This window comes from Methanosphaera sp. ISO3-F5, assembly GCF_034480035.2.
Classification (GTDB): Archaea; Methanobacteriota; Methanobacteria; order Methanobacteriales; family Methanobacteriaceae; genus Methanosphaera.
Genome location: NZ_CP118753.2, coordinates 638950 through 659304, shown reverse-complemented (window position 1 = coordinate 659304; position 20355 = coordinate 638950). Strand labels below are relative to the sequence as shown.

Genomic DNA, 20355 nt, shown 5'->3' with positions numbered 1-20355 from the left:
TATGAAAATAATAATAACAGGCCCCACAGGAATGATTGGATTAGCTTTAATCAAATTATTAAAAGACGAACATGAATTAACCTTAATTACCCGCCCAAATTCTAGAAATAATAAAAAAATTCCAAAACATCACAATATTCAAATTATTGAATGTGATAATAGCCAATTATTATCCTTAAAAGATAAAATTAAAGGAGATATTTTCTTTCATCTTGCCTGGTCTAATACTTATGGTTTTAAAAACAGGAATAATGTGTACTCCCAGGAGAAGAACATACAGTATACATTAGATGCTACAAAGTTAGCATATTACAGTGGTTGTAACGTATTTGTAGGTGCAGGTTCACAAGCAGAACTAGGTGTTCATAACACCAAACTAACTGATAAAACCCCCGTAAATCCAACAACAGGATATGGCATAGCAAAATATACGGCGGGAAAACTAAGCAAACTATTATCTGATGAATTAGGAATTAAACATTGCTGGACAAGAATCTTAAGCGTTTATGGACCCGGAGATACGCATAGCATGATATGTTCATTAATAACTTCCGCATTAAATAATGAAGAATTTGATACTACTGATGCAAAACAGGTATGGAATTATATCTATTCAGAAGATTGTGCAAATGCATTATATGAAATTGCCATAAATGGAAAACACGGCGAATGTTACCTAATTGCAGGTGAAGAAGAAAAAACATTAAAAGAGTACATACTATCAGTATGTGAACAAATTAATCCAGAATACCAAGTAAACTTTGGAAAACGAGAATATAATCCCGACCAAGTAATGTACATGTCAGCAGATATATCAAAACTAAAAAAAGACACTCCTTTCAAAATCAAATACACCTTTAATAAAGGAATTGGTAAAACTATTGAATGGATAAAAAAAATTAATAATTTAAATTAAATGAAAAAAGAACAAAAATTATTCAAGTCATCATATAATGTAGAAAAAAATGAAAATAAGTATTAAATAATAACTAACAAGCAAAATATTAAACAATAATCCAATATTCCTGTAAATTATAAACTAAATGGTGAAACTATGTTCAGTATTATCTGTGTATATAATAACAAAGAAATTTTAAACGAATACTTGTTAAATAGTTTATCACAACAAGATTCAAATTATGATTTAATATTAATTAACAATGAAAAAAATAGATTTTATAGTGCTACATCTGCTTTAAATTATGGGGCTAAAAAAGCAAAAGGAGATTATTTACTATTTGTTCATCAAGATGTTAAATTTATTGGAACAAACTGGTTAAGTAAAACAGAACTTGAAATTAAAAAATTAGATAAAATCGGTGCTGTAGGAGTTTTAGGTAAAAAAGATATCCATTTATATACCAATATTTTAATGGGTGAACCTCCAAGAAGAGTATCAGATTACACACTTAAAACTCCTTTAGAAATAAAAACATTAGATGAATGTCTAATAATCATTCCTAAAAAAGTTTTTAATAAACATAAATTCGATGAAAAAACATGTGATGATTGGCATTTATACGGCACTGATTATGTACTATCTATAAAAAAAGAAGGTTATAAATCATATGTAATTCCAACAAATTTAATCCATAGATCTATAGGTGATTCATTATCTGAAACATATTATCAGTTACTTCCAAAATTACAAAAAAAACATTTCCCTGAAAAAATTATTTATACCTCCTGTGGGGACTGGTATACGTTTATTCCTATATTTTTACAACGAATATTAAAAATTATTATATATTTAATATTAATGTATGTACTACAAAATTTCAACAAAGAAAATGGATGGAATTATATAAAAAGTTTAAATCCTTTTTAAAAATGGAGAATAAATATGATTGAAGATAAATTGGAATTAGTTTTGGTTACTTATAATAGGGCACTTTATTTAGAAAATACTCTTAAACAGTTCTTGGATAGTCCTTTTAGAGATTGTAAGTTTACTGTTATAGATAATTGTTCCCCTGATAATACGAGAGATGTTTGTGCTAAGTATTCGAAGTTGTTTCCTAATATGTCGATTATTAGGAATAATTTGAATATTGGTGGTAATGCTAATATTACTCAGGGTCTTAGAACTAGTAGTTTAGAGTATACTTGGTTGTTGGCTGATGATGATAGTTATGATTTTAGTGATTGTAATGATGTCATTGAAGCCGTTGATAGTAGTACTTACGATTTTGTTCACGTTTCTTCACCATTACTCCCCAGTAATAAGAAAGAAGGTCAAAACAAAGATTTGACAGAGATCATTGAAGAATTTAATCCAAAAAGAGAGATACATGCTGTTGATTTAGTGAATATTATAGAAGGTAAATATTTTATGGATCTTGCTTTTATATCATCTTATATTTTTCGTACAGAACTTCTTGAATCTGATGATATTATTCGTGCATATGATAATATTCCTAATTTTTTTCCTCAAATGTCTTTGATTAGTAAGAGTGTTAATAAAAATTTTTTTATCTATCGAGCAAAACATGATTTAATTATTCAAGGTGATAATCCTGAGAATGATGCAGAGCATACATATACATTTACTAAATTTTATGAAGGTTGGCTTCATTCTGGGTTGATGATTAATGATAAAAATATCCGTAAGATTTTTTATACACATTTAGATAATCATTCTCTTCCCACCAATAATTATTTGGTTGTTCTTCCTGTCGCTATTATGACTGATAAAGCCTTGGATAAGAAAGATGTTAAAATTAATGTTATTTCATTGCTAGCAGCATTATATAAGCATACTGGATGGATTAAAGGATTTTTATTATCAATATATTTATTGTTGATTTATATTGTTCCAAGTTCTGTTTATAAACTATTGTATAAAAAGTTTTATTAATTATTACTTTTGATTTAATTATTTTTTGAAGTTTAAATAATTTTATTTTATGAAAATTTTTTAATATTGTTTTTAATATATTATTTATTATAAATATTTTAATAGAGGTTTATTTTGATGTTGAAAGTTGTTGGTATTGTTGGTAGTCCACGTGCTGAGGGTAATACTGAGTTTATGGTTAAGCGTACTTTAGATAAGATTAGTGAAGCTGGTGTTGATACTGAGCTTATTTGTTTACATGATAAGAGGATTGAGTATTGTACTGGTTGTGATTGTTGTAAGAAGACTGATGAGTGTGTTATTGATGATGATATGAGGGAGTTAACTGAGAAGGTGAGAGATGCTGATGGTGTGGTTATGGGTAGTCCTGTTTATTTTGGTGATATGACGGGTCTTGCTAAGTCTTTTATTGATCGTCTTAGGCCTTTGCGTAATGTTCATGCTTTTAAGTTTAAGGTTTGTGGTGCTTTGTCTTGTGGTGGTTTTCGTAATGGTGGTCAGGAGACTACTATTCATTCGTTGTATGATTTTTTCTTGATTCAGGGTGGTATTGTGGTTGGTGATGATAGGCCTACTGCTCATTTTGGTGCTACGGGTGTTGGTGATACTTCTGAGGATGATGTTGCTTTGGAGACTTGTGATTATCTTGCTCGGCGTATGGTGGATGTGTTGAAAAAAATTAATTGTGAGGATTGAATGTTTATGTCTAGTAAGCCTTTTTTGTCTAGGAAGTCTACCCGGGTTTATCTTGAATCTTATTTGTTGGTTTTAGGTATTATTTTTGTGACTCCCTTGATTCTTGAGTTGTTTCTTGGTAGAAATCCTGTTATTATAGGTGCTAATATTCTCTTTTTTGAGTTTAATTTGTTTTTGTCTTTGGTGTTGCTAGTTTACACTTATTTTACTCGTGATGAGAATAGGAATTGGAAGTTGTTTGTTGTGTATTTTGTTTTGTGTTTGTTGTTTCTTGTGTTGAGCATGTTTGTGTTGGGTGGTAGTTTGTATTTTGGATTTTTATAAAGTATATCAAGTATTTTTTACATAAATATATATTAACTTTAATATAATTGAATACATTGACTTTGAGGGATTTACTATTATGATTACTAAAGATGTGCCAAAGATTACTAAGGATATTTACATTATTTTATCTTGTTATAACGAGGAAAATACTTTGGAGGAAGTTGTTACAGGTCTTGTTGAACGTGGATTTAAGGTTTTAATTATTGATGACGGTTCCAAGGATAAGAGTCCTGTTATTGCCAGGGAGTTAGTTAAGCGTTATGCTCCTAATGTTTATCATTACCGACATATTATTAATGTTGGCTTGGGTGGTGCAATTAAGACTGGTATCAGGGCTGCTCTTAGTAGGGGTGCTGATATTATGATTACTTTTGATGCTGATGGTCAGCATAACCCTGATGATTTGTATAGGATGTATCCTCCGTTACAGGATGGTATTGCTGATGTTGTGATTGCTTCTCGTGATTTCTCAGATATGCCTGCGGGTCGTCGTTTTGGTAATACTGTGATGAATTATATTACTTATATTTTCCAGGGAAAGATGGTTACTGATTCTCAGTCTGGTCTTAGAGCTTTTACTGCTAGTGCTGCTCGTAAGTTGCAGTTAAAGAGTCCTCAGTATGGTGTGTCTAGTGAAATTATTGGTGAGATTAATAGGCGTAATTTAGAGATGCTTGAGGTTCCTATGACTACCATTTATGATGATCGTACTATTCAGAAGGGTACTAATACTTTGGTTGGTTTGAAGATTATTTTAGAGTTTTTAAATGAAACTCTTAAGAAGTAGGTGAGGTTTGGTTTAGAATGTTAACTTATCAGATTATTCTCCTTGTACTTAGTATTATAGGTATACTTTTTGGTATTTATCAGTTCCGGCGTGATTCTTTCAGCAACTTTGTTTTGTCTTTATGGATTTGTGCTTGGATTGTTGTTATGATAGTTACTGTATTCCCTGATATTACTACCAGTTTTGCAAGGTTTTTTGGCTTTGGTCGTGGCTTGGATATTGTTTATATTATATCGATTCTTTTCCTTTTTTATATAGTTTTTAAATTGTATAATAAGATGGAAAAACAGAAGAAACGTATTAATGAGCTTGTCAGTGAGTTAGCTCTCAAGGAGTATGATGAATAATTATTTTCATCCAACAAGTTTTCACTTTTTTTATCAAAAAATTTTTAATAATATACTAGTTAATTGTTGAAAATATATTATTTTAACAATAAAATTAATAGTATACTAATTACATAATATATATAGCATTAATTAATATTTTATTTAATAAATTATAATTATAGAGGAGATATGAGTATTATGTTCCCAGGCGGTAAAATAAACCCTAAACAGTTAAGACAGATGGAAAAACAGATGAAAAAAATGGGTATGAATATGAAAGAACTTGAAGGTGTTGAACAAGTTGTCATAACCCTAAAAGATAAGGAAATAGTAATTAAGAATGCAGAAGTTAGCATTATGAAGGCTATGGGCAGTGAAACTTACCAGATTTCTGGTGATGCAGAAGAAAGGATTAAAAGCTCAGAAAGTACTGAAGACATTGAAATATCACAGGACGATGTTGACCTAGTTTCATCCCAAACCGGAAAAAGCAAAGAAGAAGCTGAAGCAGCACTAAAAGAAGTTAATGGTGACTTAGCTGAAGCAATTATGAGATTATCCTAAAAGGTAATCAGGTAATCTAATTATTTATTAGCAAACAGTAAAATAAGAATAAAACTAGTAAAAATAATATATAATCTTTAACAATACTTTAAAAAGATTATATCATCATTTAAAATCTAGAATTATAAAGATAAATACTAAGAAAACTAAATAAATAATTAGATATAATAAAGGAACAGAGAAATTTTAAAATATAAATATTATACAGGTGATCTTTTGAAAATAATTGTTGATGGGTCAAATGTAGCATACTACGGACAACAACCCGATGAAGAAACAGGAAAAGTAACACCAAGTCTTAAAACACTAAAAGTAGCAATAAGCACACTTCAAAAGTTAGGACATGAACCAATAGTACTAGCTGATGCACCATTAAGACATGAAATTGATGATAAAGATGGCTTTAATGAAATGATACAAAACGATGAAGTATTCCCAGTACCAGCAGGAACCATCGCAGACCATTACATACTAAACCTAGCATACGAAGAAGATGCAAAAATATTATCCAACGACTTCTTCAGAGACTACCAGGACGAATTCCAGGACATAGACAGTAGAAGATTACCATACCGAGTAAAAAATGGACGATTCCAAATAGGAAAACCGGCACCACCAAAAAAAGTTAAAAACCTACTACAAAAAATCTGTTCAAAATCATTAAACGAATTCGAAACAAGAGGATTTGATGTTTACAAGGCAAAGAAAAACCGTAAATTCAGTGGATTAGCCGTAGCACAAGAAGCAATAAACAGAGTAAACAAGGAAGAAGACAACGAGATTGACTCAAAACTAGAAAACATCTTCATGAAACTACCACTACTAAACAAGATGGTAAGCTTCGTAGATGATGACATAGAAGACTCAGACTTCCTAATATTCGTACTAGTAAACCCAAAAGACTACAAGGAAGCAGTAAAAAATGCAGGAACAATTGCTGTAACAGTACGTAACAAGTTAAACCTTGACCACTCACCACTTGTAGCAGTACGTAACGACCTTTTCACAAGACCTGGAACATTCGAATTAAACATAATATACTCTGATGAAGTACTTGAAGAATCACCATACAACCTTAACATCATAATAAATGACACAGATTACTCATTCATCAAACACAACTCCAGGAACATTGCAAGTACAATGGCAGCAAGACTGGGAACATGGAAGTTTCCAATAGTAAGCGTGAAACCAAGTATGCTCATGGAAAAACCGGGACAATTTGAAATCTCTATAGAACGTGGAGGACGACGATAAAATGGCATTAGATAATCTCATCAAAGGATTATTCAGCCGTCTTCTAAATAAAAGAGTATTAAGTATTGGAACAAACTATTTTGCAACAAACGAGCTTGAAACAGATTACGTTTCACTCATAAACCTTACCAAGACAATGCTAGTTGAGGTAAGACCCGCCGAAATAAATAGTAAAACAATATTTGCAAACCTCGAACAAGAAATTGACCAGAGAGACCTGCCACAAAACCGTAAATTCATAGAAATACGGGCAGCAGATAATGAAGTAAACGAGTTTGCACTATTAAGTAACATAATCATGGGAAACGACCGTTACTTATACGTTGAACTATTTAAGAAATCACCATTAATGGACACATTTGTTCAGATGATAGAAAAAGCAAACGGAGAAATTATAGAAAGAAGCAAAACAGAACTTGTATCCAAAATGCCCTCCAAGAAAGATGGAATAAGAATAGCAATCCGACTCATCACACTAGGTATGCAAAACGATTGTAACATAAGAGCCGCAGTAGGAATGACCGGAGCAGCATCCATTGAACGTGCAATAGACATGAACAATGAAATAGGACCAACAAGCGGAGTAGGATTCACCAAGCTAGGCGGAGAATACGGAATAATCTTTGAAACAACACCAACAATGGAAAAAGTAGACATTACCCCAGTACAAATAGATAACTTCATGTACATTGATGCAAAGGATTCAACAGGATTTATCTCAAAATATGGTAAAGACAAGCTAATCGAGATAATGAATGACATTAACTCATACATCACCAATGAAAGTGAAGGAAAAATCGAAGGATACCGTGTAGGAGGAGACGACCTAATAATAAACTTCCCAAACAAGGAAATAGCACTGAAAACAGGACTTGACTGTGCATGGTATGCAATGAACAACGGACTGAACCTAAGAGTTGGAATCGGTAAAAGTCGTCGTGAAGCCGGAGAAAATGCTCATATAACAGATGAACTAAAAATATATGAAGACACTCCAGTAATAGTATTTGACCTAGCAAATGGTAAATACGCTTATTATATACCATCAGAGTTTACCCGTTCAGCACTAGAATACATAAAAAACAGGAACGGATTACTTGCAGGAGTATTCATATTTGTATTCCTTGTCACACTCATCGGATGGAATACAGGTAATGCATGGCTTGGCCTAGTTGCAATGTTGTTCGCATTACTAATAGTTACAGTAGCTACATGAAGGTGAAAAAGGTATGAATGGTGAAACAAAATCAAAGATACTGTTAATATTAATAGTAGGACTCTTAGCACTCATATGTGGAACAATAGCAGCAGCATTTGTACACTTGGATCTTCCACAGGCAAGCATACTAGAAGATATTGAGAACAATACTAACCTATCAATAAACGATTCAACCAATGCCTCCAATAGTACACCTAGCACATCATATAGTAAAAAATCTTACTCATCCTCATCTAACAATTACAATTACAGGTCAAGTTCATCACGTAGTAGCAGTGACAGCAGTAGTTCACAGAGATCATCAAGTTCGGATAGTGGTTCCTCAAGTGGAAGTGGATCAGCCCAACATAGCAGTTCCTCAAGTGGAAGTGGAAGTAGTGGAAGTGGATCATATGGTAGTAGTGGAAGTAGTGGAAGCAGTTCCTCAAGCTCTTCAAACTGATATAATTAATTAATCGCCCTTATTTTTAATTATTTTTTTATATTTTTTTACAGAAAATTTTATATTGGAATATGATGATTATGAAAAATTTAGACAATGGAATATGTTCAATAGGCTCTGTACAGGTAAGCGGGTACAGAGAAGGAAAATATGGTGTGACAATAATATACCATGAAAACAGTACATGCGTAGGCGTATACACAACAAACAAAGTATACGCAGCACCAATAACAATTACAAGGAAACACTTGGAAAATGGAAAAATATCTGCAATAATAGTAAACAGTGGAAACGCCAACTGCTACACCAAGGAAGAAGGAATAAAAAATGGTTTGGAACTTGCACAGCTAACCGCCGATACACTAGGCATTCCATTAGAGGATGTGGCTGTTGCAAGTACTGGTGTTATTGGAAGACAAATGCCTATGGATATACTTAAACCAGTAGCAGAAAAATCATTATCTCAACTTGGAAACTCCAAGAGTCATGCAAGTGATGCTGCTAATGCAATACTCACAACAGATACTGTTAAGAAGGAATGTGCAGTAGAACACACATTAAAGGATGGAACCACATTCAGAGTAGCTGGTATGTGTAAAGGTTCAGGTATGATAGCACCTAATATGGGGACAATGCTCGGATTTATTACAACCGACCTGAAATTGTCACAGGAAAAGTTACAGGAAGCATTGAATGAAAGTATAAGAAAATCATTTAACATGGTTGTGGTTGATGGTGATGAAAGTACAAATGACACTGTACTGTTATTAAGTACTGATGAAGTGTGTGGAGAATATGATGAAAACTTCCAGGAAGCACTTGATTATGTGTGCATTTCTCTTGCTAAGCAGATAGCCCGTGATGGTGAAGGTGCAGATAAGTTCATGCAGGTAGAAGCTGGAGGATGCAGAACATTAGATGATGCTATACTAATTTCCAAGTCTATTGTTTCAAGTAGTCTTGTTAAAACTGCGCTTGCGGGGGCTGATCCTAACTGGGGAAGAATAATTAGTGCTATGGGATACTCCGGTGTAGACTTTGATCCGGATAATGTGTCTATAAGTATTGGTAACCAGGACAAGGACGTGCCTATTGTAGAGGATGGAGTAGTTACTACTTATGATAAGCCGGAACTGCTTGAAGAGGCAGAAGCGATAATGAAGGAAAAGACTGTTATTATAAAAGTAGATATTCATGAAGGAGATTACAGTACCACAGCTTATGGTTGTGATCTTACCTGTGAATATGTTCATATAAATGCTGATTACACAACATAAAAATGGGGAGGAATGATGATATGGTAGAATATGAACCAACAGATATAAGTAATGTTTTAATAGAGGCGTTACCATACATTAAGAAATTTCATAAACAAAAGATAATGATTAAGTATGGTGGACATGCTATGATTGATGAAAATGCTATGAGCAACACTGCATTGGACACTGTACTGTTAAAGTATGTGGGTATGCAGCCAGTAGTTGTTCATGGTGGAGGACCTGAAATATCCCGTTCTATGGAGAAAATGGGAAAAGATTCCAAGTTTGTGGGTGGATTAAGAGTAACTGACTCTGAGACTATGGATATTGTGAAAATGGTTCTTGTAGGTAAAATTAATACTGAGATAGTGTCTAATATTGGGTTACATGGTGGAAAGAGTATTGGTATTAATGGTACTGCTGATTTTCTTATAGAGGCAAGTAAGAGAGATCCTACAAAGGTTCAGCAGGAAAATGGGGAAATTATTGAGGTTGACCTGGGATATGTTGGAAAGATTGATAAAATTAATACAGATATTGTTGATGTGTTAACAAATGAAAATTATATACCTGTTATTTCTCCTGTGGGTACTGATAAGTATGGTAATACTTTGAATTTGAATGCTGATACTGTTGCTGGTAGTATTGCTTCTGAGATTGATGCGGAGAAGTTAATTGTTTTAACTGATGTTCCTGGTATTATGACTGATCCTGAGGATCCGGATAGTATTATTCGCAGGATTCATGTGGATGAGCTTAGAGAGCTTGTTGATACGAATATTATTACTGGTGGTATGATTCCTAAGGTGGAAACTTGTATTAATGCTGTTGAGAATGGTGTTAAAACTGCTCATATTCTTGATGGTAGAATTGACCATTCTATATTATTGGAAATTTTTACTAAGGATGGTATTGGAACTATGGTTAGAAAATAGTTCATTTTATTTTATTTATTTTTTAGGATTAGATTATTGTTTAATTGTATTATTTCTTATGTTAGGATTATTTTTTAGATATGCTTTGATATTTTATTATTTTATTAATCAAAGTTTTATAAATAATTTAGTGATATTAATGTATACTTTTTTTAAGACAAAATAAATTGAAAATTATAATTTTAGTTAAAATTATCATATTTAATTAAGAAATTTAATTATGAATTAAATAAATATATTCACATAATGTATGTAAACTTCGAGGAAAAGGATGTATAATAGAGTAGAAATTGCAAAAGAATTTGCGAAAAAAATTAAATCAAAAGATATTAAGAAAATAATATTATTTGGTTCTGTTGCACGTGGTGAAGATACTGAAGATTCTGATATTGATATTTTAATTATTGCCAACAATGAGGAAGAACTTGAAGATTATATTAGTGAAGAAGTAATAGATATTCTTTTAACACAAAAACAGTATATATCAGCACATATTATGTCACAGAATCATTATAATGAAACTAAAAATTTTTCTTTTTTAAGAAATGTTCTTGAGGATGGTGTTATAATTGGATGAAATTAAACGGTATCTAGAGGATTTGAAGAAAATATTATTTGATGGGTTTTTATGAAGTCTGTTAGTTTAAGTGATTTGGAAGTTGGTCGTTTTTTGAGTTTGTGTGGGGATTTACGGCATGAGTCTCCTCATCAGTATGAGCGTGTTAGGATTAAGGATGGTGATTTGTTTTTTGTTTTGTATAATTCTAATAAGCTTGTTTTTAATGAGAACGGGGCATCTTTTTCTTTTTTGGATGATGTTCTTGAAAAAAGGGAGTATGTTGAACCAGTTGTTAGAGACAATAATATTGAAGATAGAAGTAATTATTCTATTAGTATGTTGGATAACTATGATTTTACTATTGGTTCTGATGAAACTGGTAAGGGTGAATGGTATGGTCCCCTTGTTATCACGGCTGTATCTACATCACATGATGAAAATATTAAATTGAAGAGGATTGGTGTTACTGACAGCAAAAAATTATCCCGAAAACAAATCATCAACCAGTACAAAAAAATTGAAAAACTAGGCATAAACCATGAAACACTCATATTAACACCCTTCAGTTATAACAAACTATACAACAAGTTTAAAAGTGAAGGTAAAAACCTTAATCACCTACTAGCCTACCTTCATTCTAAGGCAATAACCAATCTCTTAAAACAAGTTAATACAACAAACGTGTTAATAATTATTGACAAGTTTGATTATAAGAAGATGAATGACTACCTTGACGTAGATGACAAGATTAAAGTTATCCAGGAATCTGATGGTGAAAGATTTATTCCTGTTGCAACCAGCAGCATTATTGCCAAGTACCATTATGAAAAAACATTAAAAGAGATAGAAGAAAGATATAATATTAGTCTTAGAAAAACAAAGCCTAAAAATATTGATAAAAATATATTAGATAAAGTTGCAAAGACACATTTTAAGAATGTTAAACCATATATTAAACAATGAGAGAGGAGAGTATAATTTTTGAGCAAAATAGATGTAGCTATTATAGGAGCTAGTGGTTATACTGGTGGAGAATTATTAAGATTGCTTCACAGACACAAAAACGTGAATATTAAATATGTTACAAGCCGTAAAAATGAGGGAGAACCTGTTAGTAAATTACATCCTAACCTTGAAGGATTAGATTATACTTTCAGTAACCCTGACCCAACAGATGTTGATGCAGATTTAGTGTTTAGTGCATTACCTCATGGAGCATCAATGAAACTTGTACCAACATACCTGGAAAATGGTAGTCGAGTTATTGATCTTAGTGGCGACTTCCGTTTCAGTGATATAAGCACATATGAAAAATGGTATGGTATGGAACACTTACACCCTGAAATAGAAGCTGTTTTTGGTTCACCCGAAATAAACAGGGAACAAATCAAAGATGCACAGCTTATCGCCAATCCAGGATGTTTTGTTACAGGCGCTATTCTTTCCAGTCTTCCAATTGTTGAAAACAAACTGGTTGACAGAATAATTTTAGACAGTAAAAGTGGTGTTAGTGGTGCCGGCGTAAATCCTAATGCCAATACCCATTATCCTACATGTAGTGACAATATTAAACCATACGCAATTAATAATCATAGGCATACACCTGAGATTAGAGAACAGCTAAGAAAGTTTGGAACAAAAGATGTGAAAGTTTCATTCACTCCACACCTTGTACCGGTTATCAGGGGAATTATCACAACAAATCACAGTTTCTTACTCCAAGGTGATGTGACCGCTGATGATGTTTACGAGTTATATCGTGAATATTATAAGGATGAACCTTTCGTTAAAGTACTTGATGATAATAAGATTCCTCTTCTTGCAAGTGTCCGCGGAAGTAATTACTGTCAAATAGGTGGAATATCCCTTGACGATGAGGATCATCTTGTTGTTGTGTCTGCTATTGACAACCTTGTTAAAGGTGCTTCAGGGCAAGCTGTGCAGAACATGAATATCATGTTCGGATTTGATGAACGTGAAGGATTACGTGAAGTAGGATTATACCCATAATGAGGGGAGTTATTATGGATTTAGTAGTTTATTATTCAAGAACAAACAATACAAGAGAAGTTTCAGAGATTATTGCTGAACAAAATGATGCAAAACTAGTGGAGATTAAAGACAAGAAAAGCAGGTCCGGTGCTCTGGGTTATGCTCTTGGTGCTGTGGATTCTGTTATAGGAAAGAAAACCAGTATTTCATATGAAAAGGTTAATCTTTCAGAGTATGATACTGTTTATATTGGTACCCCTGTTTGGGCTTCTAAGCCTGCACCTGCTGTTTTACAGTTTATTGATGAAAATGATTTTAATGGTGTTAATGTTATAACTTTTGCTACTATGATGAGTAGTGGTGGTAATAAGACAGTTAATGCTATGAATGATAAAATCTCTGCTAAAGGTGGAATTGTTAAACGTTCATTTTCTTTAGCCCTTAAAGGTAATGACACCAAACAATTAGTCATGGATGCTTTAAGTGAAGAATAATCCCCCTAACAATTTTTCTTAATTTTTTTTAAAATAAAACTTAATATTAAATACATTTAATGGATATTTATATTAAATAGTTCATCTAAATAAGAAAATAGATAAGATTCAAATTATATTTTTTAAATCGTGGGTGAATATTTTATGAGAACATTAATTATATACTATACCAGGTCCGGAAATACTGGCCTTGCAGCACACATAATCAAACGAGAACTAAAAGCCCACATCAGAGAAATCACTGATTTCACAAAAAACCGAACATTACTTGATTACATGTTTACAAGCCTAATAGACTCTGCAAGCATATCACCAACAAAACTGGACATAGACTATTATGAAACAATATTCATAGGAACACCAGTATGGTTTGGATCAATAGCTCCCGCAATAAAGAAACTGATAGATAACATGGACTTCAAAAATAAGAACATAATCCTATTCAATACAATGAAAGGAATAGGAGGAGACATAGCCATGAAAAGAATGGCAAGGCTTGTACGAAAACATAACGGGAACGTAATCGGAGCATTCAGTATCATAACACGCGGAGACGATTATGATATCATGGACAATACAAGAGCAGCAATTAAGGATTTGAACCTAAAAATAGGAAATTAGAAAAATGACTTCTATAATAATTTTTTCATCAAATAAAAGTATTAAAATCATCACCACCACACTAAAAGAAAAGCTTGAATCAGACATTGCTGAAATAAAAGATTTAAACAAGAAACAAGGATTTCTGAAGAACATACGTAACAACATCAACGCACTACGCTCACAAGAAACAAGTATAGAACCAGAAATTATAGACATGACAGGTTACGATTTAATAATACTAGGTTGTCCCTCCACACTAGGAGGAATATCACCCGCCATAAAGACATTCATATCAAAAAACAATTTCAAAGACAAGAACATCATCATATTCACAACCACAAACACAGGACAAGGATATGATGTTCTAAAACAAATCAAAGAAAAACTAGAAGACAAAGAAGCCCATATTGTAAACTCATTCATCATGAGAGTAAACAATAAAAGCGAAGAAGAACTGAAGATTAACACGATAAAACTAATAAAACAGTTAGACATTGACTTATACTCCTAAACTCCCCCAATCTTTATCCTTATTTTAAGATATTTTTAAAAAGAAAAAATTTAGTAATTAAAAGGTTTAAGATTATATACTTTTAACAATATAATTAGATTTATACTAAATTAAAAATGAAAATGTGAAAATAACATCTAATGTTAAAATCACATCATAATAAAAGGAGAACATGAGATGGTAGATGTAATCAATTATATTACAAGAAAATCTCATAAGCCTCTGATTTTAATTCCAGTAATACTAATGATACTCTCACTAGCCTACATAGGAGTATTCGGACTCAACGAAGGAGTAGACCTTAAGGGAGGAACATTAGTAACATTAGAATTAAATAAACCAATGAGTGAAGCAGATGTATCAAACACAATATCACGAAGCATTGGAATATCAGATGTAGAAACATCCATATCAGGAAACACTGCAACTGTAACCATAGCAGGTGATGTTGACCAGGCCGCCTTTGAATCAAAAGTCAATGGCCAATTCAAGGTACTGAGTTTCAAGAGTGTAGGAGCATTACTAAGTGAAGCAGCTATGGTGCAAATAATATACGCATTAATATTCGCATTCGTATTCATGGCAGCAACAGTATTCTTCGTATTCAGAGACTTCGTACCATCATTTGCTATTATCTTATCAGCAGTATGTAACCTTTCAATTGCAGTAGGAAGTATGTCCCTATTCGGAATACCATTATCCATTGCAAGCGTAGGTGCATTGCTAATGCTCATAGGGTATGGAGTAGATACCGATATTCTTTTAACAACAAGATTACTTAAAAGAAAAGATGGAGACCTTGATGACCGTGCAGAAGGAGCATGTAAAACGGGTATAACCCTCACAATCTCTGCACTTGCATCAATGATAGTACTATTTATTGTAGTAAAAATATTCATCCCATCCGCTCAGGTACTTGAAGACATATCCGCAGTTCTAATAATGGGATTACTCTCAGATTTACTTGCCACATGGCTTATGAACTTAGGAATACTAAAATGGCACATGGAAAGAGGTGGTCACAATTAAACCAGCCACCAAACAATTCTTAAAAAGACCGAGAACGATTTTACTGGCAGTACTATTAATAGTAAGTATAGCAAGTATAGGTATATTTGGATTACAGGAAGGATTAGACCTAGATGGTGGATCCATGATACAATTACACCTAGAAGAACCAGTAGACCAGGATACAATGAATACTGTGACAGCAGTACTGGACAAAAGGTTAAACGCCTTCGGAATAAGTGATGTTCAAGTAAGACAGAGTGGAGACCAAGACGTAATAGTAGAAATAGCTGGAGTACGACCCGAAGAAGTAGAACGGATCATAAGTACACCGGGTAAATTCGAAGCAAAAATAAACAACAAAACAGCACTTACAGGAGCAGATATTTCAACAGTAAGTGCAGCAGAAGTAACAGGTACCAGATGGAAAGTTCCATTCAGCGTATCCTTAGATGCTTCAAACAAGTTTGCTGAAGTAGCAAAAGGACAAGCCGGTGCAGAAGTGCAAATGTTCTTGGATGACAAGCTCATCTCCTCACCACAATTAGATGCAGGACTTGCAAATGGTGTGGGAACCACCGACATAGAAGTATCCGGTGGAGAACAGACAAAAGAACAGGCACAACAACAGGCAACAGAGATACATACAGTTCTAGAATCAGGTGCATTACCTGTAAAATTATCCATTAGTGGAGTAAACAGTGTATCAGCAGAACTGGGTTCACAATTTGAAACCGGTTCCCTCATAGCAGGATTCCTAGCACTTTTAGCAATAGTAGTGATCGTATCAATCAAATACCGTTCACCATCACTCGTAATTCCAATCGTATTTACAAGCCTATCAGAACTTGTACTTATACTTGGATTTGCATCAATCGTCCACTGGAACTTAGACCTGTCAGCAATTGCAGGTATGATAGCAACAATAGGTACAGGGGTAGACGACCAGATTGTGATGACCGATGAAGTTCTTGCAAGACGTGACAGAAGTGATCGTAAAAACATTGTGAAAACAAGAATAAAAGATGCATTCTTCATAGTTTATGCATCAGCAGGAACACTCATAGCAGCTATGCTTCCACTTGCATATATCGGATTTGCTCGTGGTGCAACAGGTATTGGTATGCTCACAGGGTTCGCAGTAACTACTGTTGTAGGGGTAATTATAGGTATATTTGTTACCAGACCAGTATTTGCTGATTACATGGAAACATTCCTTGTTAAAAATCCTAGAGAAGAAATAAGTATTAATAAATCTTCCTCAAAACCTAAAAAGAATAAGAAGAAAGGAAGAAAAACTATTGCTCGTGAAGAAGCAGAGAAGAAAAAGAAAAGATAAGTAATAACTTCTTTTCATATTAACCCCCTAATAATTTTCATTTTTTATAAAGTTTTTTTGAAGTAAATATTAAATTTTTCAGTACATACTCATTTTTTGTTAAAAATGAGTGTTGGCATAAATTCGTTTTTGTAATACTTTTTATGTGGATGAAACTTTTTTTTAGTATGATTGTTAAGTATGTATAGGAATATGAAATATATTACTTATCAAGACCCCCTTGATTACTTACCAGCTGCTCTTGGATTAAACTTATATACATTTTATTCTATAATTTATATTATCGAAGTCATAGAATTGTTATTTATGAAATTCTTTTCTTGATTTTTCGGTTTTAAAGTTAATGGAGTGAAATAAGCAGTATTAATTATTATGATAGATGAAAATTGTATATATTTAACTCAAAGTACTCTTATTAGAGGTCTTTCTAAGAAACAATTCAATGTTTTAGTGGATATTTCATTGAAATTAAATAAATTAAGAAATAATGCTATAAAAACTACTAAATTAGACAAATGTGCTGATGATAAACATTTTAAACAGTTGAATTTCAAATCAATAATCACTAAAGTTAAAACCGAATTCAATAAAGATTATTCACTTATTCAAGCCCATATAGCAAATGTTACTATTAAAAAGCATGTTGAATCTTTTAATTCTTATGTGGCATTAACAAATAAAAGCATCGATAATGAATATAAACGACCATTAAATAAACCTAAAACCAGATATAACCGTTTACATAATATTATAATACCACGGGAGTCAATAACTTCTTCCAAGAAAAAATTAGCTCAGGGTTACATTGAATTACCCTTAAGCAGAGAATATAAAAAAGAGTTAAAATCCAAAGATTGCAGACCACGTATTAGAATTCCTGAAAATATACGTGATAAAAAGATTATACAAGTAGAAATTATACCATTAAAGAATGGACAAATGTTTAAAGCCAATTTCACATACCAAATGAAAAAAGAGTCACTAGATTTAGATGAAAGTAAAATGATGGGTATTGATTTGGGTGTTAATAATTTTGCAAGTATTGTTACAAGTGAAGGGACCCCATACATTGTGGGCGGGCGATTTTTAAAAAATCAAATAGCCTTCAAATGCAAAAAAACAGCACAATATCAATCAATACTAAACAAACAGGGACTAAAAACATCCAAACGATTACAAAAATTCAACACCAAATTTAAAGCAATACAAAACAACTTCCTAGATCACACAACCAAATTCATAATAGAAACATGCAAAAAACAAGACATAGGAACCATAATACTCGGATACAACAAAAAATTCCAATACGAAACAGATATGGGAAAAAAACAAAATCAAATATTCACACAAATAGCTTTCAAAAAATTCATAAACAAACTAGAAACACAATGCCAAAAATACGACATCAAACTAATTATTACCGAAGAATCCTACACAAGCAAAAGCAGTTTCCTAGACAACGACATACTACCAACCTACAAAACAAACGAAGAAAAAAATGAGGAATATAAATTTAAAGGAAAACGAATAAAAAGAGGACTCTATAAAACAAGCAACGGAACATTAATAAATGCAGATATCAACGCAGCATGTAACATCATTCGTAAAAGTAAGCAGAACTTCCCCAAGGAACGACTGTATAAGTGGGCACGGACTGCCCCTTGGGAAAATCAAAAAAATACAAGACTATTTTCAAAAATAAACAATAAAAGAAAAGGGGGTATTGTTACATTTGATTTGAACAAAGACATAATACAGGTTATCATTTTGAAAAAAAGGTTAATATTTTTTCGAGTATTACTTTTTTTCTCTTGAAACTAATTTATGCCAAGTCTCAAAATATTCAATAGATATCCTCCATGATAATAACCACATTTATAAGTAATAACAAATAAAATTTTAGTAATAATATTGAGGTGAAAAATAATAAATATGACTACTAAAAATAAAAATAAGAATAAAGGAATAATAGGTACAATTACAAAATGACCAAAGAAAGTCCATTCACTCCAGGAAATATAGTAAAACCATTATATTTTGTAGGTCGAGAAGATGAACTTAAACTTATCTTAAGACACATCCCCGATATTATCCATGGAAACAACAGACATTTTTATATGATTGGAAAAAGAGGTATGGGAAAATCATCATTATCAACAAATACAAAACATATCCTTGAAAAAAATTTTGATATGATTGTTCTTAATATATCAAATGATGGAATAAATACCTTAAAAAATTTAATTACATCAATTATTGAAACATTATTAGAAGAAATTGAAACTGAAAAGCTGGGCAGAAAAAATATTTCATACATTCGAGGACAACATTGAAAATGTTGGCTTCATGAGCTTAAATGTAAAACTAAAAAATAAAGAGTCAAAAGAAATATCCTATTTAATTAGACATTTTGCAGAATTCATTAAAGAATTATGTGGTTACTTTAAAAATGAAAAGAAAAGTTTGATGATAATTATTGATGATGTGAATGGTTTAAGCAGAACAGATAAATTTGCAAATTGGTATAAAAGCTTTGCAACAAAACTTGATTCATATATTGATGAAGACATACCCGTTGGATTCATATTAACTAGCTATCCACAAAACTTCAATAAATTTAAAAAGATGAATCCATCATTTACTCGTATATTTAACATTATACCAATAGAAAAATTATCAGACAATGACGTGTCTAAATTTTATACCAATGTTTTTAATGAGATTAACATGGAACTTGATGATAAAGCATTAGAATTGATGGTAAAATACACTTTTGGTATGCCATTAATGATACATGAGATTGGTTATAATATATTTTGGTTATGTGATAAAAATGAAAAAATTACATGTAATACTGCACTTACTGGAATTAAAATAGCTAAAGAAAGCATATTAACCAAGTATTTACATGAAAATATTGCAAATAAAAACTATAAAAGAATTCTTAGAGAAATAAGTACACATATCACTCCCGGAGAAAATGACCAGATAATAGTTCCTGAGATTAAACAGAATTTACTTGAAGAAGAAAAAGATTTATTGGACGTTTTCATTATTGAATCTAAAAATGCAGGCATAATTGAATCCATTGATTATAAGGTTGATGAAACTTATGAATTCATTAATCCATTATACACTATTTTCATGAAAATTAATAATATCTAAGCCCAACACTTC

At 32.1% G+C, this 20355-nt stretch carries 23 protein-coding genes; all 23 read left to right on the top strand.

All coding sequences use genetic code 11. The features are described from left to right. Window position 1: 1 nt before the first annotated feature. Complete coding sequence (locus PXD04_RS14765; protein WP_323735590.1) at window positions 2-916, top strand: NAD(P)-dependent oxidoreductase; 915 nt, start codon at window positions 2-4, stop codon at window positions 914-916. Between the two features lie 138 nt (window positions 917-1054). Next, window positions 1055-1828 (top strand): glycosyltransferase, encoded by a 774-nt coding sequence (locus PXD04_RS14760; protein ID WP_323735589.1) that lies wholly within the window; start codon window positions 1055-1057, stop codon window positions 1826-1828. Window positions 1829-1843: 15 nt separating this feature from the next. Further along, complete coding sequence (locus PXD04_RS14755) at window positions 1844-2857, top strand: glycosyltransferase family 2 protein (RefSeq protein ID WP_323735588.1); 1014 nt, start codon at window positions 1844-1846, stop codon at window positions 2855-2857. Window positions 2858-2974: 117 nt separating this feature from the next. Continuing rightward, window positions 2975-3553 carry a flavodoxin family protein gene (locus PXD04_RS14750; RefSeq protein ID WP_323735587.1) on the top strand — a complete coding sequence of 193 codons (579 nt, stop codon included), beginning with the start codon at window positions 2975-2977 and terminating at the stop codon, window positions 3551-3553. A 403-nt stretch (window positions 3554-3956) separates the two neighbouring features. Then, window positions 3957-4667 (top strand): glycosyltransferase family 2 protein, encoded by a 711-nt coding sequence (locus PXD04_RS14745; protein WP_323735586.1) that lies wholly within the window; start codon window positions 3957-3959, stop codon window positions 4665-4667. A gap of 17 nt (window positions 4668-4684) precedes the next feature. After that, window positions 4685-5014, top strand: a complete 330-nt coding sequence (locus tag PXD04_RS14740; protein ID WP_323735585.1) for a DUF2304 domain-containing protein — start codon at window positions 4685-4687, stop codon at window positions 5012-5014. A 180-nt stretch (window positions 5015-5194) separates the two neighbouring features. Continuing rightward, on the top strand, window positions 5195-5560 hold the full coding sequence (locus PXD04_RS14735; protein ID WP_323737451.1) for a nascent polypeptide-associated complex protein: 366 nt from the start codon (window positions 5195-5197) through the stop codon (window positions 5558-5560). A gap of 216 nt (window positions 5561-5776) precedes the next feature. Further along, window positions 5777-6817 (top strand): NYN domain-containing protein, encoded by a 1041-nt coding sequence (locus tag PXD04_RS14730; RefSeq protein ID WP_323735584.1) that lies wholly within the window; start codon window positions 5777-5779, stop codon window positions 6815-6817. A gap of 1 nt (window position 6818) precedes the next feature. Continuing rightward, window positions 6819-8033 carry a hypothetical protein gene (locus PXD04_RS14725; RefSeq protein WP_323735583.1) on the top strand — a complete coding sequence of 405 codons (1215 nt, stop codon included), beginning with the start codon at window positions 6819-6821 and terminating at the stop codon, window positions 8031-8033. Window positions 8034-8046: 13 nt separating this feature from the next. Then, complete coding sequence (locus PXD04_RS14720; protein ID WP_323735582.1) at window positions 8047-8478, top strand: hypothetical protein; 432 nt, start codon at window positions 8047-8049, stop codon at window positions 8476-8478. A 74-nt stretch (window positions 8479-8552) separates the two neighbouring features. Further along, entirely contained in the window at window positions 8553-9755 is a 1203-nt protein-coding gene (gene argJ, locus PXD04_RS14715) for a bifunctional ornithine acetyltransferase/N-acetylglutamate synthase (RefSeq protein WP_323737450.1), read from the top strand. A gap of 20 nt (window positions 9756-9775) precedes the next feature. Continuing rightward, window positions 9776-10672, top strand: coding sequence for an acetylglutamate kinase (argB, locus tag PXD04_RS14710; RefSeq protein ID WP_323735581.1), 897 nt, complete (start codon window positions 9776-9778; stop codon window positions 10670-10672). A gap of 271 nt (window positions 10673-10943) precedes the next feature. Then, window positions 10944-11249 carry a nucleotidyltransferase domain-containing protein gene (locus PXD04_RS14705; RefSeq protein WP_323735580.1) on the top strand — a complete coding sequence of 102 codons (306 nt, stop codon included), beginning with the start codon at window positions 10944-10946 and terminating at the stop codon, window positions 11247-11249. A 51-nt stretch (window positions 11250-11300) separates the two neighbouring features. Further along, complete coding sequence (locus PXD04_RS14700) at window positions 11301-12194, top strand: ribonuclease HIII (RefSeq protein WP_323735579.1); 894 nt, start codon at window positions 11301-11303, stop codon at window positions 12192-12194. An 18-nt stretch (window positions 12195-12212) separates the two neighbouring features. After that, a complete protein-coding gene (gene argC / locus PXD04_RS14695) occupies window positions 12213-13241 on the top strand; it encodes an N-acetyl-gamma-glutamyl-phosphate reductase (RefSeq protein ID WP_323735578.1) in 1029 nt (342 codons plus the stop codon). 14 nt (window positions 13242-13255) lie between these two features. Beyond that, window positions 13256-13717 carry a flavodoxin family protein gene (locus PXD04_RS14690; protein WP_323735577.1) on the top strand — a complete coding sequence of 154 codons (462 nt, stop codon included), beginning with the start codon at window positions 13256-13258 and terminating at the stop codon, window positions 13715-13717. 144 nt (window positions 13718-13861) lie between these two features. Continuing rightward, the gene (locus PXD04_RS14685) at window positions 13862-14338 is read left to right on the top strand and encodes a flavodoxin family protein (protein ID WP_323735576.1); all 477 of its coding nucleotides are present in this window, start codon (window positions 13862-13864) and stop codon (window positions 14336-14338) included. 4 nt (window positions 14339-14342) lie between these two features. Beyond that, on the top strand, window positions 14343-14831 hold the full coding sequence (locus PXD04_RS14680) for a flavodoxin family protein (protein ID WP_323735575.1): 489 nt from the start codon (window positions 14343-14345) through the stop codon (window positions 14829-14831). 177 nt (window positions 14832-15008) lie between these two features. Next, window positions 15009-15860, top strand: a complete 852-nt coding sequence (locus PXD04_RS14675) for a protein translocase subunit SecF (RefSeq protein ID WP_323735574.1) — start codon at window positions 15009-15011, stop codon at window positions 15858-15860. Further along, window positions 15847-17178 (top strand): preprotein translocase subunit SecD, encoded by a 1332-nt coding sequence (locus PXD04_RS14670; protein ID WP_323735573.1) that lies wholly within the window; start codon window positions 15847-15849, stop codon window positions 17176-17178. The genes PXD04_RS14675 and PXD04_RS14670 overlap by 14 nt, the downstream gene beginning before the upstream one ends. A 372-nt stretch (window positions 17179-17550) precedes the next feature. Further along, window positions 17551-18993: a transposase gene (locus tag PXD04_RS14665; RefSeq protein ID WP_323735572.1), complete on the top strand. Its 1443-nt coding sequence runs from the start codon at window positions 17551-17553 to the stop codon at window positions 18991-18993. Between the two features lie 170 nt (window positions 18994-19163). Beyond that, entirely contained in the window at window positions 19164-19511 is a 348-nt protein-coding gene (locus PXD04_RS14660) for an ATP-binding protein (RefSeq protein ID WP_323735571.1), read from the top strand. Further along, window positions 19456-20343, top strand: coding sequence for a hypothetical protein (locus tag PXD04_RS14655; protein ID WP_323735570.1), 888 nt, complete (start codon window positions 19456-19458; stop codon window positions 20341-20343). Before PXD04_RS14660 ends, PXD04_RS14655 begins: the two co-directional genes overlap by 56 nt. Window positions 20344-20355 lie beyond the last annotated feature (12 nt).